Here is a 14,094-nt window from a genome sequence, read left to right on the forward strand (position 1 = left end):
CGGTGTCGCCCAGACTGGGGCATCTCTGTCGAGCCTTCGAAGCTCGTAGTCACGCCATGACCACACACAAGCAGGTCATGCCTGAGAGTATGTACGTGATACTCTCATCGCACAAGTATTAGCGTGAGAGTATCTTGATCGTTCCCTGCTCAGGCTTGATGTGCAGTCTCAATGTGAGACACTGACTTGGCGGCCGGGTGTCCCCCAGGAGGTGAGGAACGTGCTTGCTTCAGCCCCAGTTGCCGGCCCGACCATCGTTCGTCGGCAGCTTGGACGTCGGCTCAAGCGGCTACGTGCCGGTGTATCCGTGGACGAGGTCGTGGCCCACCGCCAGCTGGGTATCTCTCGGGCGAAGCTGTTCAAGATGGAGGCCGGGCGTCATCCTGTGAAGCCGCAGGATGTAGCTGCGCTCTGCCGGCACTACGGTGCGAGCTCGAAGGAAACCGAGACCCTGACGGCACTGGCATTGGCGACGCAGGACGACAGCTGGTGGCACGTCTACGGCGTTGACGCGGTGCCAGAGTGGTTCTCGCTCTATCTTGACGTCGAACCTGCTGCAGCGACGATCCGCACCTACGAGGCAGAGCTGATCCCTGGCCTGCTGCAGACGCCCCAGTACGCTCGCGAGGTCTACCGGGCACGGAATCCGGGATCCCATCCCAGAGAGTACCCAGGTGACATCGAGAAGCGGGTGGCCGTGCGCATGGAACGGCAGGCCATACTGACGCGGGTGGATCCGGCGCCGCCGGAGCTACACGTGGTGCTCAACGAAGCGGCAATCCTGCGCCAGGTCGGCGGGGATGCCGTCATGAGGGAGCAGATCGCCCGTCTACGCGAGGCCGCCGAGCTTCCAAACGTCAAGGTCGAGGTACTACCGCTTGCTGCCGGGGCGCACGCGGCGATGGAGACCGCGTTCGTCATCCTCAACTTCCCCGAGCCTGACGACGACCCAGCGGTGGTCTATATCGACACCCCAAGCTCGGCCGCGTACCTGCAGAAGCAGGTCGACATTGACCGATACGAGCTCATCTTTGGTCACGTCAGCAACCAGTCCATCCCAGTCTTGGAGTACCTGACATGACTAACAGCCGGCCGCCTCGGCCCTACACCAAGAGCAGCCGGTCCGGTGGATCTGGTGGAAACTGCGTCGAGTGGGCCTTTCAGTCGGATGGCGTGTATCTCCGCGACAGTAAGGACCCGACCGGTCCCGAACTGCTCGTCACCTACCCCGAGTGGTCGTCCTTCGTCGCAGCGGCTGCGGCGGGCGATGACCACCGGCTGATCGAGCGTTGCCCGTCGCGCTCCGTGAATCTGCACCATGCTGGGCGAATGCTGCGTTTCACCTCATCCGAGTGGACAGCGTTCGTCGAAGCCGCACGTACGGGCGAGTGCTCTGCTCCTTCACGCAGTCCAGTCGGATCTGCGGCCGGTCGATAGCCTCCAAGGGCTAAGGCCCTCCGCTCACCAGCCGGCGACAGCAATGCGCGCTGGCTGGCATCCGATTCAGCGCGTTGCGGTGCGCAGAACAGATGCACCGGCAGGATGCCGCTTGGACTGTGAGGTGTTTGAGAGTCTTGCTGGGGGTGCGGAAGGAGCCGCAGTGGAGCCGGATAGCTGGCATCGGTGCCCGGTGTGCGTGGGTCCGATCGAGGATGTGTCAACCGTCATCGAGCTCACCGCTGAACATATGGTGGGCCGGGAGCTGCCGCCGGACGCGATCCCGGACGGTGCCCGGTATGGCTTCTATGTCGAGCCATGTGGCCATGAAGCGACAATTCTGCAATTGCGGGAGGTTGGCATTGAGGTCGAGCGGTTCGAGCACTGACCGCGCTCCGTCGGTGCTGTGTCGAGGGCGGCGGAGCTGGTGATGCCGGCGGCATCACCACGGGGCGCGTGAAGGGGCAGTGTCTATCAGTGTTCGCCACGTGACCGCGTCCGCCGTTGTTTTCGACGATGACGATCGAGTACTGCTGGTGCACCACCGCAAGATCGGCCTCTGGCTGTACCCGGGTGGTCACGTCGACCCGAATGAGACTCCGGCCGAGGCCGCTGTTCGTGAGGTCGTCGAGGAGACCGGCGTGCAGACCGTCGTTCTCGAAGGTCGGTGCCCATCGGCACATCGACTTCGTGTACGTGTGTCGGGCAGCCGGAGTGGACCTAGCGGTGCGGCTGGAGGAGGTCGTCGGCGCTCGTTGGGTGCCGGTCGCTGACGTCGCCGAGTTGCGCACTCCGGCCGAACTGCCCGATCTGGTCGTCGCGGCTGGGCAATGGGCCAAGGCGTGGCGCGGTTCCGGGCGGTGAGAGGGCTGGGACGATCCGGTCACTCGGGCGCGTAGGTCACGTACACGCCGCGGCCCTGGTGTCCCTGGAGCACGCCCCGTTCTTGTAGCCGGGCGAGTGCTTGACGGGCTGTGGGGGCTGAACATCCGTACTGCTCGCAGAGCTGAGCGGTGGAGGGCAGTTTGTCTCCGGGCTTCAGCTCGCCGGTGGCGATCGCGGTCTCGATGGCGCGCATGATGCGCCGGTACACCGGTTCGGCGGGTTGGGATGGGGTCGGCATGAGGGGCTCCCTTGCGTAGGTGGGGCCCATCGTACGGCTGACCTGGCGTTCCAGGTAACCATAGTAAGTCATGTTGACCTGACAAACTTTGCAATATAGGTTTTGGTTCCCGGCCGGGCGTTCCCCGCGTAGGGCCTGGAGCCATCTGGCCGGGAGCCCGCCTTCCCTTCTTTCGGTCGTGGCGCCACCCCCCGTTGCGTCAGGGCCTTCTCGGGGAAGGCGGGTCTGCATGCCTCTACTGCTGGCCAACTTATATTTCTAAGTAAGCGAGGTCTGATGGCATACACGGTCAGCCGCCGGCGGCTGCTACTCGGCAGCGCCGGGGCGGTGGCTCTGGCCGGCGTCGCGCCGATGTCGGCGTGTGGGGGTGGTGACCCGACGCCGGGTGGGTCGTCGCGGGAGAAGGTGACTGTCCTGACGGGGGCGGGGTTCCAGGGTCGTGAGGCGCCGCTCTTCGTCGCCCAGGCGCAGGGCTGGTTCGCCGAGGAAGGGTTGGAGGTGGAGGTGCTGCAGGGCAAGGGCAGCACCGAGAACCTGAAGCTGTTGGCGGCCGGGCAGGTCGAATTCGCGACCATCGATGTCAACGCCGGTCTCATCGAGTACACCCGGCCGGGCGGGATCCGGGACTTCGTCCTGACGTCGGTGCTGCACCAGAGGAATCTGGCCTGTTTCGTTGCGGTCACCAGTCGTGGGGTCACCGTCCCGAGTGATCTGGCGGGCCGGCGGCTGAGTTTCCTGCCGGGCGGGATCAACAAGCTGTTGTTTTCGACGTACGCGCAGCTGGCGGGTTTCGACGCGGGATCGGTGACCTGGGTGGCCAACCCGGTGCCGGCGCAGCACGTGCCGCTGCTTGCCGCCCGGCAGGTGGATGCGATCAGCCAGTTCGTGCCGGCCGTCGATCTGGTGCGGGAAACGGTGGGAGAGGAGGTCACCGTGCTGCCGTTCACCGACTATCTCACCGATCTGCACGGCTCCGCGATCGGTGTTACGACGGCGACCGCCGCCGGGCGGCCCGATCTGGTCCGTCGGTTCAACCGGGCGCTGCTGCGCGGGCTGCGGTTCGCGATCGACGACCCCGACACGGCGGGAACGATCTACGCGGGGCGGCCGGAGACGCAGGGCCAGCAGGCGCAGGAGGCGACGGCGGAGCTGACGCGGATGGCCGGGTACGTCACCCCGGTCGGTGACGTGCCGGTAGGGCACTTCGATCCCCGTCGGGTGGCCCGTAACGTCGCGATCCTGCAGGGCGCCGGAGCCCTCGGCGAGTCGGGGTTGTCCGAGTCGGATGTCGACACCGTGTTCGCCTACGACCTGGTCGGATAGGCGACCGTGCGGCGTTGTCACGATGCGGGCAGCCGGCTGCCGGCCGCGGTGGGGCGGGCTGCCCCGCCGGTGCTGGGCACCGCCGCTCTCCTCGCGCTGTGGTGGGCCGGGGTGGTGGCCTTCGACCTGCCCGCATTTCTGCTGCCGGCGCCGCCGGCGGTGGCAGCGGCGATCGTCGACCAGCCTGGCTACCTGCTGCACAACACCGCGGTCACCGCCGCGACGGCGGCGGCGGGCTATGGGCTGGCGGTCGCCACGGCCGGGCTGTTCGGGGCGGTGCTGGCGGTGTCGGGGCGGGTCGGCCGAGCGGTGACACCCATCCTGCTGCTGCTCAGCACGGTGCCCAAGCCGGCCGTGGTGCCGATCCTGATCGTCTGGCTGGGGTTCGGCGCCGGCCCGAAGCTGGTCCTGGTGTGGCTGATGTGCTTCTTCCCGATCGTGTCAGCCACCCACACCGGACTGACCGCCACCCCGGCTGAGCTGGTCGACGTGGCCCGGTCACTGGACGCCTCCCGCTGGCAGACGTTCACCCGCTTCCGGGCACCGGCGGCGTTGCCGTACCTGTTCTCCGGGCTGCGGACGGCGCTGCCGCTGGCCGTCATCGGCGCCGTGGTCGCCGAGCTGTTCGGCGGCACCAGCGGTCTGGGCGTCGTCATCCAGACCGCAGGCACCCGCACCGATGTGGCGTTCGCCGCCGTCGTCCTGCTCGCCGCCACGAGCACCGGACTGTTCTACCTACTCACCGCCGTCTGCGAGCGGGCGGCGCCCTGGATCCGGCACACCACCGCCTGAAACCGACGTTCCTGTCCGAGAAGGAGAGACCCCTCTGTGTCCCCGTACCTGTTCCACGACACCCCGGACACCGCATGCACCGATAGTGAGGCGATGTTGCAGGCCCTGGCCGGGATGCTCGACCCGTTCAGCCGCCGGCAGCTCCGCGCTGTCGGTGTACCGCCGCATGCCCGCTGCCTCGTCGTCGCGGTCGGCGCCAGCCGCATCGCCACGACCCTCGGCGAGATGACCCCGACCGGTGAGGTCATCGCCACCGACATCGACCTCACCCCCTGCCGGCGGCATCCCCGGGTCGCGTTGCTGCGGCACGACATCGTGCGGGATCCGCTGCCAGACGGACACTTCGACCTGATCCACGTCCGGCTGCTGCTCGGGCACCTGCCCGAGCGCCACGACGTCCTCGCCCGCCTCGGCGCGGCCCTGGCCCCTGGCGGAGTCCTCCTGGTCGAGGAGTTCGAGGCGACCTGGCGCAGCTCCGTGCTGGCCGCGCCCGACATCGACGAGGCCGACCGGTTGTTCGCCGCCTACCACGACGCGTTCCAGGCCACGCTTGTCACCGCCGGCAACGACCCCGCGTGGGGGCGACGGGCACACCACGCGATGCGCGGCCTCGGCCTGCACGTCGACACCAGCGGCTGGACCGGCACCTGGACCGGCGGCAGCGACGGCTGCCTACTGCCCAGAGCCACCGCCGCCGTCATCCGCGACCAGCTCACCACCGCCGGCATGACACCAGCCGACATCGACGCCTTCCGTGACCTGCTCACCGACCCCGGACTCGTGGTCAAAGGCAACCTCGCCCTGTCCCACATCGGCCACGCGGCCCCTACCTCGCCGACGTTCACGTCCCACGGCGGCTGAGCCGGCCACCGCTGATCAGGAGTCTTTCACCGTGCCCAGTTTCACCTTCGACCTTGCCGGCACCGCGCCGCTGCTCATGCACAACGCACGGTTGGTCGATCCCCTCGACACCATCGTGCGGCAGATCCGGCCCATCTCGGCCAAAGCGAAGAAGACCGACGACGACCACGCCGAGATCGCCCAGCTGGAATGGCTCGGCGGCCTCTACCACGACCCCGACATCGGTCCGTTCATCCCGGCACCGAACCTGACCAAGTGCCTCGTTGAGGGCGCCCGACTGTCACGCGACGGCAAGAAGGTCGAACGAGGCGTGCTGATCGAAACGATGATGGTCCCGGTGCTGTACGACGGCCCCCGTGATCCCGTCGCCCTCTACGCCGACACCCGCCACGTCCACCGCGCCCCCGTCAAGGTCGGAAACGCCCGCGTCATGCGCACCCGACCAGTGTTTCCTCGCTGGCGGTTACAGGCCCGCGGCGTCTACGACCCCGCCGTCATCAACCTGGCCGATCTCCGCAACGCCGCCCACACCGCCGGAGCGCTGATCGGACTCGGCGACGGACGGCCCACCTACGGCCGGTTCGTCGGCACCCTCGACGGCACGGACTGACATGGACACGCCCCACCCGACCCCACCCCCGGATGATGACCGCCGCGCCGCTCGCCGGCCTGGCCAACCGGTCGGCACCGTCCCCCGATGGCAGATCCTCGTCGCCGCGATGTCGCGGCTACAGCCCGGTGACATCCTCAGCTACGACGAGATGGGACAGCTGCTCGGCCTCGACCCCGCCGACCACACCGGTGGCCGGCAGGCCATCCACGCCGCCGCCCGCAAGGCCGCAGAGGTCCTGCTCACCCAGGACCGCAAGGTGTTCGCCGTCGCGCGGGGCCGCGGCTACCAGCACGCCCGCCCCAACCAGGTCCTCGACCTCGCGCACCGCCACCAGGCCCGCGCCGTCGCCGAGGTCACCGACGCCCACACCAAGGTCGACACCATCGACCTCACCAGCGTCGACGCGACCACCGCCAGGCTGGTCCAGGCCACCGCCACCGGATTCGCCCACCAGGCCGCGATGATGCGCCAGTTCGACGTCCGCCAGGACCGGCTCGACACCGCGATGGCCGCCTTGCAGCAAATCCCCCGGACCGGTGACGCCCAGACCGAGCTCCACCAGCTCCGGCACACCCCCGGCGTGCGGCGTGGCGGCGATGACAAGACCGCCTACCGGCCACCCTTTGTCGTTTCCCAGGTCTACCACCGGGCGACCGAACTCGAAACCGGCGGGCACGGCACACCGCCGTCTATCAGCTCCCCACACCCCGACCCAGGGGCGTAGGGGGAACCATGGCACGCCTGTGTCGCGGCGCGCCGAGCCAAGCCGCTCGCTCGGCTCGGCAGGGCAGCGCACGGCATCCCAGGGCCATCCAGGGAGGAACACCTCCGGGGTCCGGCACCCGACAACGGGCCGGACCCCGGAGCCCTCACCGGCCACGACGACACGAACCCAGCAGAACCTCAGCCCGCACACTCCCCGGCCGCCCGCCGAGGTGATGCCGCCGGCATCAGATCCCGCACCCCGACGAGGTACCAGTGACTCCACACCAGCCAGCACCAGCCGATGCGCCGTAGCGCCCTGACCGCCCGGCTCGCCCGAATGCGCGACAGCCAGGTCCGTGTCCGAGTCGGCGACCACCAGGTCGAGATCGTCGACGTTGACTACGACCCCGACCGCGACCACATCGTCATCGGCCTCGACCCGATGGCCACCGCCACCGGAGCAAACATGACACCCGGACATCAACACCAGTACGGACGAGAAAGGAGCGAGTAGTGATCGACATCGCCCTGTTCAACTACCAGGACGGCGGACGTGCGGCGGACGGCAGCTACGACTTCACCCCGCTCCAACGCGCCTTCGCCGACGTCACCACTGCGCCCGCCTTGATCCTGTTCTGCTTTACCGACCGCCGACAGTTCTGGGTGGCTTCTGAGCTGCGCTTTTCATGTCCCGTACATGTCAACGACGGTTGCGGCGTGAGGACATGGCGCTTCGGTGCCGCGCCGGAGCGGGCGGCGCGGCACCCAAGCGTGACGTTCCTATCGTTGTGGTTCCGGCCAGGGGTAGCCGAGTTGCTCGGCGTAGTCGCGCCGTCCGCCGACCACAGTGGCCTTGGTCTTCGGGTCGATGGTTTCCAGTTGTTGGGCAAGCCGGTCGGCCTGCTCGATGGCAGGTGTGTCGTCGACGGTGATGATGCGTTCGAACTGAAGCCAAGGCGTGTCGTCGGTGAATTTGGGGCGCTCGGGGTAGGTGAACGAGAACCGGACCTGGTCCGGTTCGTTGGCTCGTGCCCAGATCCAGCCCGGCTGGCACTCCCACCTTGTCAACAGGTCGGGCTGGGCGTCCAGTCGAGCGCGCAGCAGTCTGGCTGTTGTCCGGGCTGGCCACTCCCACGTGTAGTCGGTCTCGGCCCTGATGAGTTCGGCGTCGTACTGTTCTGCGCTGAACCGCATCTCGGGCGGCACGGCGGCGCTGGTGTGCCCGCGCCAGTCCCGCCATATCACGGTGTCGCCATCCCGCGCGATGGTGACGTACAGCGCTCCGCAGCAGCCTTCCGTGCAGTATGCCTCGGCCAGGCGCGCCTCGTGCGGCTCTTCCGCGGCGCGCAGGTGGCCACGGGTGAGCAGTGTCTCGGGCGGGTATGGCGGCCCTTTGTCGAAGGCTGCGGCGACAACTGGTCGGCCGTTGACCAGGATCCGTGTCTGGACGTCGTCACGCCGGAGCGGGTCCGGGGCAACCACGTTGATCTGGAACGGCTGCGGAGCTGGCGGGTCGTTCGCTGGACGCACCGCGTCGGCGACGCGGCGTCGCGCCCAGTCGGCTCGCTGTCGGGTGAGTGGATCAGTCGACTGCAACGCTGTGGCCAGGTGGCCGCTCCAATCGTGACGCAGGAGTGTCGTGCGCAGGTTGGCCACGGTTTCCTCGCGCTGGCCTGGGTTCCAGTCCAGGCAAGCCGCGAATCCGGTACGAAGGTCCTCGATGAGCGATGCCAGCATGGCGTATCGCTGCATCGACGCCGGGACGTCGGCAAGGCGTTGAGCCAGTGTGTGGTAGGCGCGCCGGGCGTCACCGTAGTCGACCAGTTGGGTCCGGTAGTCGTTGGGCGTGACCATGGCCAGCAGCAACTGTCCGGCCTGATCGAGCACCCTGTCATCGACGTTCGGGGCATCGAGTGCGTCGGCCAGCGACACCGCTTCGGCGACCTGCCTCGCCAAGGACGCGCTCATCTCTTCGTCGTTGACGGCGTGTCGCCGCAGCCAGGCAACGGCGTCGGGGTCGTCGCGCTGGCAAAGCGCCTCGATGGCCTTGATCCTGGCCCAGCGTTGGGAACGCTCGGCCAACCAGATCAGATTCGGGGTGGCGCTGGGCAGAGCCGTCAAGGCGGTGACCGCCAGCGGGCCGAAGTAGTCCAGCAACCCTATCGTTCTGATCAATGGAGCGTCGTCCGTCCGGCCGGTACCCGCCAGCAGGGCAAGGCCAACCATGGCAGGACGTCGATCGGTGGCATGGCGAACCAGCCACGCGCCGGTTTCCCTGGCGCGCTCAGCACCGAGCGTCGGCAGCTTGTCCACGGTGGATTCCACGGCCCGGCCGAAAAGGTCGAGGCGGGACAGGGCGTCGTGGAGAACTTGGACCGACGCGGAGGGGTCGGACAAGAACGCTTCGAGCACCGACATCAAGGCGGCGACGCGTTCGGCGGTCTTGGCTCGACGTTCCGGGCAGCGGCCAGCCCGGTCATCCGGATAAGGGCGGCCACCGCGAGGAAGCGGGGCATTGGGGTGCTGTTCATGGAGCCGCGTCGCGTGTTCGAACAGCGACAGTGGGCGGTCGAGCGCAATGCGCTCGTCAACCGTGCTCACCAGCGGGGGGAGGACTCGAATCTCTCAACCATGCCGATCACCCTGCCACCACGCCCCGTGCCGTGGCAAGCGGAACTCCTTGGAGCCGACGGCCGCCGATGCCTCAGCGGGCCGTCGTCTGCGCTCGACGGGGCACAGCGGTCGCGTGGCGCAATACGGTCACCGGGCGAGGTCGGCGGCGATTCGCGCCTCGAGATCGGCGATTCGCCTGTCCAGGAACCGGTTGTTGGTGCGAGCTGCGGTCAGCTTGTCGTCGAGTTGCCGGTTGGCCGCCGACAGTTGCCGGATCTGCTGTTTGAGCTGGGTGTTGGCGGAGCTGGCCGCTTGGCCGCTGCCGATGGTGTGGGCGGCCTGGGTGAGGTCGTCGAGCTGGCCCATCAGCTCGCCGATGCGGGTGCGCAGGGCGTGGATCTCGCTATGGCTGCGGCGGAGTTGGTCTTCGGCGTTGAGCGCGCGTTCACGCCAGGACGCTTCCTTCTGGCCGCTGGTGTACTCGACCTGCCGGCTGACGCGTCGTTGGTCGCGGTTGGTGGCGGTGGCCTCGGCGAGCAGACGCCGCGCGTCGGGGTTCTGGTAGAGGAAGGTGCGGGATACCCCGGCGAGATGCGCGACGCCGCGCACCGTGATACGGCTGCCGTCGCGTTGCATGCGGCCCACCGCGGTGCGGACGGTGTCCAGGAGACGCTGGACGTGGGCGCGACGCGCGGCGACCGCCGCTTCGGTGCTCACAGTTCGGCCTCCTTCGCGGGGTGTTCGTCATGAGCATCGGCGAGCTGAGCAACGCGGAACGCGGTGCTCCAGATGCGATGGAAGTAGTCCTGGGGCCGACGCAGGTCCAAGGCGAGCGCGTCGTCGAGCAGGCCGAGGCCGGCGAGGGCCTTTTCCAGGCCGTCGATGGCGCGGGCGGTGGGTGCGAACACCTGGTGCAGGTAATCGGCGGTGGCGTCGTCGGGGGCGCGTTCGGCGATGGCCATCCACTGCTCACGTTTGCGGCGCCAGTAGAGCAGGTCGGCACCGGACATGACGAACTTGTCGCAGCCCTCGCAGTTCAGTTTCCACGGGCAGGCGCCGCCGTCGACGACGGGCTGGAAGGTGCAGAAGCCGCCCTCAGTGGGGGTGCTGCGTCGGGACAGGTCGATCGCGAGGGCTTCGGCCCGCTCCCGGCTCAACCCAGCCGCGCCGTTGGTGAGCAGCTCGCCGGGGTTGGGTGCGCCGGGGCCAGCGACCCACACACGGCCGAGGACGTCGTCGATCTCCGACAGGGCGATCTTGGCGTAGTGCTCGGTCATCCGGGTGGAGACGTGGCCGAGGTAACGGCGGATGTGGTGCAGCGCGGCGCCGTTGGCCAACAGTCTGGTGGCCAGGGTGTGCCGGGCCTGGTGCGGCACCCACGTGCCGAGTTCCAGCCCGTCGACCCAGGCTCGGAAGTGCCTGTGGAACCAGGTGTAGGTGGCCGGGCGGGTCAGGTACCGGTTGCGCTGCGGGGACGGGAACAGCACCATCCGGGCGCGTTCGGCGTCGGTGGGTGGCCGGCCGTGGCGGTACTCGAACCGCTCGATCGCGACGCGTTGCCGTTCACGAAGCTTGTCGTAGAGGACTTCGGGGATGCGGATGGCCTCTTCGTAGTTGCCGACCTTGGTCTGGTCGTGCCACAGCATCGGCAGCCCGCTGTAGCGGCCGACGCAGTCCAGCGAGAGCCGGATGACCTCACTGGGCCGACGACCGGTGTAGACGAGGGCTTCCCAGATCAGCCGGATACCGCCGTCGTGTCGGTCGTGGACATCGGCCAGCACGGCCAGGTTGGCCTCGTCGGCCAGCGCCCTGGCGACGTCGTCGGGGAACGGGCGCCGGGTGCGGTTGGGTTCCACGCCACCAGCGGGTGCGGCCACGACGAACTCGCGGGCCAGCCCGATCCGCGCGACCGCCCCGCAATCCAGGGATTGACGCAGAACCTTGCGGATGTAGTTGGCGCCGATGCTGCGGCTGATGTCGCTGGCCGGGGCGGCTGTGCCGTCGCGGCGGCGGATCCCCAACGAGGGCAGGCCGTTGCGGGCCCGGTGCCGCTGGTCGGCGACGAAAGCGTGCATGTGCTCGGCCCGCAGCCGGGTCGGGTCGTGGCCGCCTTCGGGTGCTTCGAGCTCGAGGTAGGCGCTCAGCTCTGCGCAGGCGCGGCGTGCCCCGTCGTACGGGGTATCGCTACGCGGCGGCTTCGGCCGGCGCATCAGGCCGGCGAAGTAGTCCCACAGCGCATCGCGCAGCCACCGCTGGGACACCATCGTGAGGTCCCAGAAGCTACCCCGGGCGGGCAGCCGGGCGCCGAAATGGTCGAACTCGATGAAGCCGGCGTCCCTGGTGTCGGCCGGGCTGTAGTAGACCAGCCGAACCTGGTTGCGGATCTCGGTGACGATCATCCGGTCGGTGTTGGGGCAGCCCGCCGGCTCCACCGCCATCACCGACTCCACACCGTGGGCGCGACAGCGGTTGGCGAAGCCCTGCAACCAGCGCAGCGGCCACATCGAGTGGTGCGGCTGCTGCCCGTGTACGAACATGCCGTACTTGACCTCGGCCGCCAGCAGCGGGGACAGCCCGACCAGGTTGAGCCGGCCTGGCCGCCAGACCGCATCGACGCGTGCGCACCACGACCGGAACGCGGCCTCGTCGTCGAATCGCACGGCTCGGCCTTTGCCTCGCTGGCGACCCGGGCAGCCTGCGCGGCGGTACCGGTTCTCGTGGCCAGAGCACAGTCCCAGCGACGACGCCGCGAGCGAGGTGCACACCCGCACCTGGCATTCGCCGAACCCGGGCGCGGGTTGCTGGCCGGCCAGCCAGGACTCGAAGTCGCGCACGGGCTGCCGATGTTGCAGCGTCGCCCAGGCGTCGCCGTGGCGTCCGCACAGCCGCAGCCGGATGTTGCGCGATGGCCGGACCTGGCAGATCCGGCACGGTGGTGGTTCGACGTTCTCGCTCTCGTCCAACGGCTGCGCGCCGCGCACGAACGCCGCACGACCAAGCCCTCCTGCGCGTGCCTCGGCGAGCAGCTCCGTATGGCCGTTGCACAGGTCCTTGTTGTCCTGGCGGGCGCGCAAGCAGCCGGCGACGCGGCAGCCCCAGCCGAACACGGGGTGATCGCGGGGCAGCACGATCAGGTCCGGGCGCAGCAGCGGATCGAAGCGTGGCCCGCCGATCAGGGCGGCCAGCAGCTCCAAGCGGTCCCGGCCCACCCGAGTGTCCCGGCCGCCGTGCGGCGGGGTGAGGACCCGCAGCGTCGGCACAATGGCGGCGGTCATCCCGGCTCACCCCACACCCTGCGCAGGGCGGCGCTGAACGCCGGGTCGGTGATGTCGACATGCGCGTAGATCTCGTCGACCACCGCCGTGGAGGCCCAGCCACCAGCATCCCGGGCGATCATCAGATTTCCGCCAGCGGCGTCCAGGACCGCCGTGGCGAACGAGTGCCGGAAGGCGTGGGGCAGCACCGTGCCGAGCCCCGCACGGTGTCCGGCCCGGCGCAGCATCCGCCGTGCGGCGACCGCAGCCCACGGTTGGCCAGCGGCCGGTCCAGTCAGTTGCACCAACAGCATCCCGTGCTGCGCGCCGGCCGGGTACTCGGTGGTCACGTACTCGAAGTAGGTGTGGATCATCGCCGGGCTGACCCGCTTGATCAGCCCGCCCCGCACCGTGCCGTCCTCCAGCGACCACGGCCACTTCGTCTTGGCCGCGGCCAGGTTCGGGTTGTTCTCCCGATGACAGATGTGCGAGTGCGGTGTCCGGCACTCGTCGCACGGCGCGCCTTCGCGCAGATGGAGGTCCGACAGATGCAGTCCGCACAACTCGCCGATGCGGTACCCGGCATCGGCCAGCCAGGTCACGACCATCCGATCTCTCGCCGTGCGCGCCGCGGCGAGCAGACGGTCCTTGGCGCCGTCGGGCAGCATCTTCGGGTGCCGGCGACGCACCCGATGCGGCGCCAGCGGGTTGGCCGGCATCGCCTGTCTGAGGTGACCCAGCAGCGCCCGCTCGCGGTCGGCCCGCGACGGCAGCCGGGTCAGGTTCAACTGCCCGCCGAGCCGCTCGTTGATCCCCAACCCGGCCTGGTGCAGGTAGAACCCCTTCACACACGACGCCGCCGTGCCCAGCGTGCTCTGCCCCAACGGCCGGTCCCGCCATGGCTCACCGAACGGGCCGGCGAACTTCGCGCCGATTGCGGCCATGTACCGCTTCAGATCGTTCAGGGACGCCGCTTCCGGCGACAGTCCCTCCCTGTCCAGCCACCGCAGGTGATCGACCAGCAGGTACGCGTACGTCCGCTGCGTACCAGAACCGTCGAACTCGGTGAGGAACCGATCGGCCTGCCGATACACGATGCCGTCGGGCCACACGATCGTGTACGACCGGCGGCCACCGGGCCGACGGACTTCCTGCACCCGAAGGTCACCAACAACCGGCGTACCACTCACTCGTCCTCCGACCAACGATGGGAACCGACGTCCCGGACCAGTCGGTTAGAACGCACGCGAGGTCAAACGACAACGCCCGTACGGACGTCGCGTATACCCTGCGACCAGGTCGGAAAACTCTGCGAGGCCAAGCGGTATCGAGACAACGCCGGTGCGGCCAAGTACGCCGCCGCCGAGGCGCTG

Annotated in this window: 16 protein-coding genes; 11 read left to right on the forward strand and 5 right to left on the reverse strand. The window is 68.8% G+C overall.

The genetic code is table 11. The features are described 5' to 3' along the window. Nucleotides 1-220 precede the first annotated feature (220 nt). From ACN27F_RS10245 to ACN27F_RS10265, 5 genes are all read left to right on the forward strand, one after another. Complete coding sequence (locus tag ACN27F_RS10245) at nt 221-1,081, forward strand: helix-turn-helix domain-containing protein (RefSeq protein ID WP_421432901.1); 861 nt, start codon at nt 221-223, stop codon at nt 1,079-1,081. Continuing rightward, nucleotides 1,078-1,437, forward strand: a complete 360-nt coding sequence (locus ACN27F_RS10250; protein WP_421432902.1) for a DUF397 domain-containing protein — start codon at nt 1,078-1,080, stop codon at nt 1,435-1,437. The genes ACN27F_RS10245 and ACN27F_RS10250 overlap by 4 nt, the downstream gene beginning before the upstream one ends. Nucleotides 1,438-1,600: 163 nt before the next feature. Further along, complete coding sequence (locus ACN27F_RS10255) at nt 1,601-1,825, forward strand: hypothetical protein (RefSeq protein WP_421432904.1); 225 nt, start codon at nt 1,601-1,603, stop codon at nt 1,823-1,825. Nucleotides 1,826-1,973: 148 nt separating this feature from the next. Beyond that, on the forward strand, nt 1,974-2,210 hold the full coding sequence (locus tag ACN27F_RS10260; protein ID WP_421440086.1) for an NUDIX domain-containing protein: 237 nt from the start codon (nt 1,974-1,976) through the stop codon (nt 2,208-2,210). After that, nucleotides 2,164-2,301, forward strand: a complete 138-nt coding sequence (locus ACN27F_RS10265; protein WP_421440613.1) for a hypothetical protein — start codon at nt 2,164-2,166, stop codon at nt 2,299-2,301. Before ACN27F_RS10260 ends, ACN27F_RS10265 begins: the two co-directional genes overlap by 47 nt. Nucleotides 2,302-2,320: 19 nt before the next feature. On the opposite strand, the gene ACN27F_RS10270 is transcribed toward ACN27F_RS10265, so the two are convergent. Then, nucleotides 2,321-2,560 (reverse strand): winged helix-turn-helix domain-containing protein, encoded by a 240-nt coding sequence (locus ACN27F_RS10270; protein WP_326550167.1) that lies wholly within the window; start codon nt 2,558-2,560, stop codon nt 2,321-2,323. A 276-nt stretch (nt 2,561-2,836) separates the two neighbouring features. On the opposite strand from ACN27F_RS10270, the gene ACN27F_RS10275 reads away from it, so the two are divergent. From ACN27F_RS10275 to ACN27F_RS10300, 6 genes are all read left to right on the forward strand, one after another. Continuing rightward, entirely contained in the window at nt 2,837-3,883 is a 1,047-nt protein-coding gene (locus ACN27F_RS10275; protein ID WP_421432906.1) for an ABC transporter substrate-binding protein, read from the forward strand. A gap of 6 nt (nt 3,884-3,889) precedes the next feature. Then, complete coding sequence (locus ACN27F_RS10280) at nt 3,890-4,675, forward strand: ABC transporter permease (RefSeq protein ID WP_421432909.1); 786 nt, start codon at nt 3,890-3,892, stop codon at nt 4,673-4,675. 36 nt (nt 4,676-4,711) lie between these two features. Then, nucleotides 4,712-5,536: a class I SAM-dependent methyltransferase gene (locus ACN27F_RS10285; protein ID WP_421432912.1), complete on the forward strand. Its 825-nt coding sequence runs from the start codon at nt 4,712-4,714 to the stop codon at nt 5,534-5,536. Between the two features lie 31 nt (nt 5,537-5,567). Beyond that, nucleotides 5,568-6,146 carry a hypothetical protein gene (locus ACN27F_RS10290; RefSeq protein WP_421432915.1) on the forward strand — a complete coding sequence of 193 codons (579 nt, stop codon included), beginning with the start codon at nt 5,568-5,570 and terminating at the stop codon, nt 6,144-6,146. A gap of 1 nt (nt 6,147) precedes the next feature. Further along, on the forward strand, nt 6,148-6,873 hold the full coding sequence (locus tag ACN27F_RS10295; protein WP_421432917.1) for a hypothetical protein: 726 nt from the start codon (nt 6,148-6,150) through the stop codon (nt 6,871-6,873). A 282-nt stretch (nt 6,874-7,155) separates the two neighbouring features. Continuing rightward, entirely contained in the window at nt 7,156-7,368 is a 213-nt protein-coding gene (locus ACN27F_RS10300; RefSeq protein WP_421432920.1) for a hypothetical protein, read from the forward strand. A gap of 266 nt (nt 7,369-7,634) precedes the next feature. Here the strand turns inward: ACN27F_RS10300 and ACN27F_RS10305 are convergent, their stop codons facing one another. The 4 genes from ACN27F_RS10305 to ACN27F_RS10320 all read right to left on the reverse strand — a co-directional run bounded on the left by ACN27F_RS10305 (nt 7,635) and on the right by ACN27F_RS10320 (nt 13,878). Beyond that, nucleotides 7,635-9,455 (reverse strand): hypothetical protein, encoded by a 1,821-nt coding sequence (locus ACN27F_RS10305; RefSeq protein ID WP_421432922.1) that lies wholly within the window; start codon nt 9,453-9,455, stop codon nt 7,635-7,637. A 159-nt stretch (nt 9,456-9,614) separates the two neighbouring features. Next, nucleotides 9,615-10,184 (reverse strand): DUF6262 family protein, encoded by a 570-nt coding sequence (locus tag ACN27F_RS10310; protein ID WP_421432925.1) that lies wholly within the window; start codon nt 10,182-10,184, stop codon nt 9,615-9,617. Then, a complete protein-coding gene (locus ACN27F_RS10315; RefSeq protein ID WP_421432928.1) occupies nt 10,181-12,742 on the reverse strand; it encodes a tyrosine-type recombinase/integrase in 2,562 nt (853 codons plus the stop codon). The genes ACN27F_RS10310 and ACN27F_RS10315 overlap by 4 nt, the downstream gene beginning before the upstream one ends. Further along, nucleotides 12,739-13,878: a tyrosine-type recombinase/integrase gene (locus ACN27F_RS10320; protein WP_421432930.1), complete on the reverse strand. Its 1,140-nt coding sequence runs from the start codon at nt 13,876-13,878 to the stop codon at nt 12,739-12,741. The genes ACN27F_RS10315 and ACN27F_RS10320 overlap by 4 nt, the downstream gene beginning before the upstream one ends. Nucleotides 13,879-14,094 lie beyond the last annotated feature (216 nt).

This window comes from Solwaraspora sp. WMMB335 (genome assembly GCF_049179075.1).
In the GTDB taxonomy this organism is placed as follows: Bacteria; Actinomycetota; Actinomycetes; order Mycobacteriales; family Micromonosporaceae; genus Micromonospora_E.

Excerpts from the sequence above, each read along its gene's own strand:
- ACN27F_RS10275 (WP_421432906.1), top strand. The coding sequence starts at position 2,837 with ATGGCATACACGGTCAGCCGCCGGCGGCTGCTACTCGGCAGCGCCGGG.
- ACN27F_RS10315 (WP_421432928.1), bottom strand. The coding sequence starts at position 12,742 with ATGACCGCCGCCATTGTGCCGACGCTGCGGGTCCTCACCCCGCCGCAC.
- ACN27F_RS10250 (WP_421432902.1), top strand. The coding sequence starts at position 1,078 with ATGACTAACAGCCGGCCGCCTCGGCCCTACACCAAGAGCAGCCGGTCC.
- ACN27F_RS10295 (WP_421432917.1), top strand. The coding sequence starts at position 6,148 with ATGGACACGCCCCACCCGACCCCACCCCCGGATGATGACCGCCGCGCC.
- ACN27F_RS10270 (WP_326550167.1), bottom strand. The coding sequence starts at position 2,560 with ATGCCGACCCCATCCCAACCCGCCGAACCGGTGTACCGGCGCATCATG.
- ACN27F_RS10300 (WP_421432920.1), top strand. The coding sequence starts at position 7,156 with ATGCGCCGTAGCGCCCTGACCGCCCGGCTCGCCCGAATGCGCGACAGC.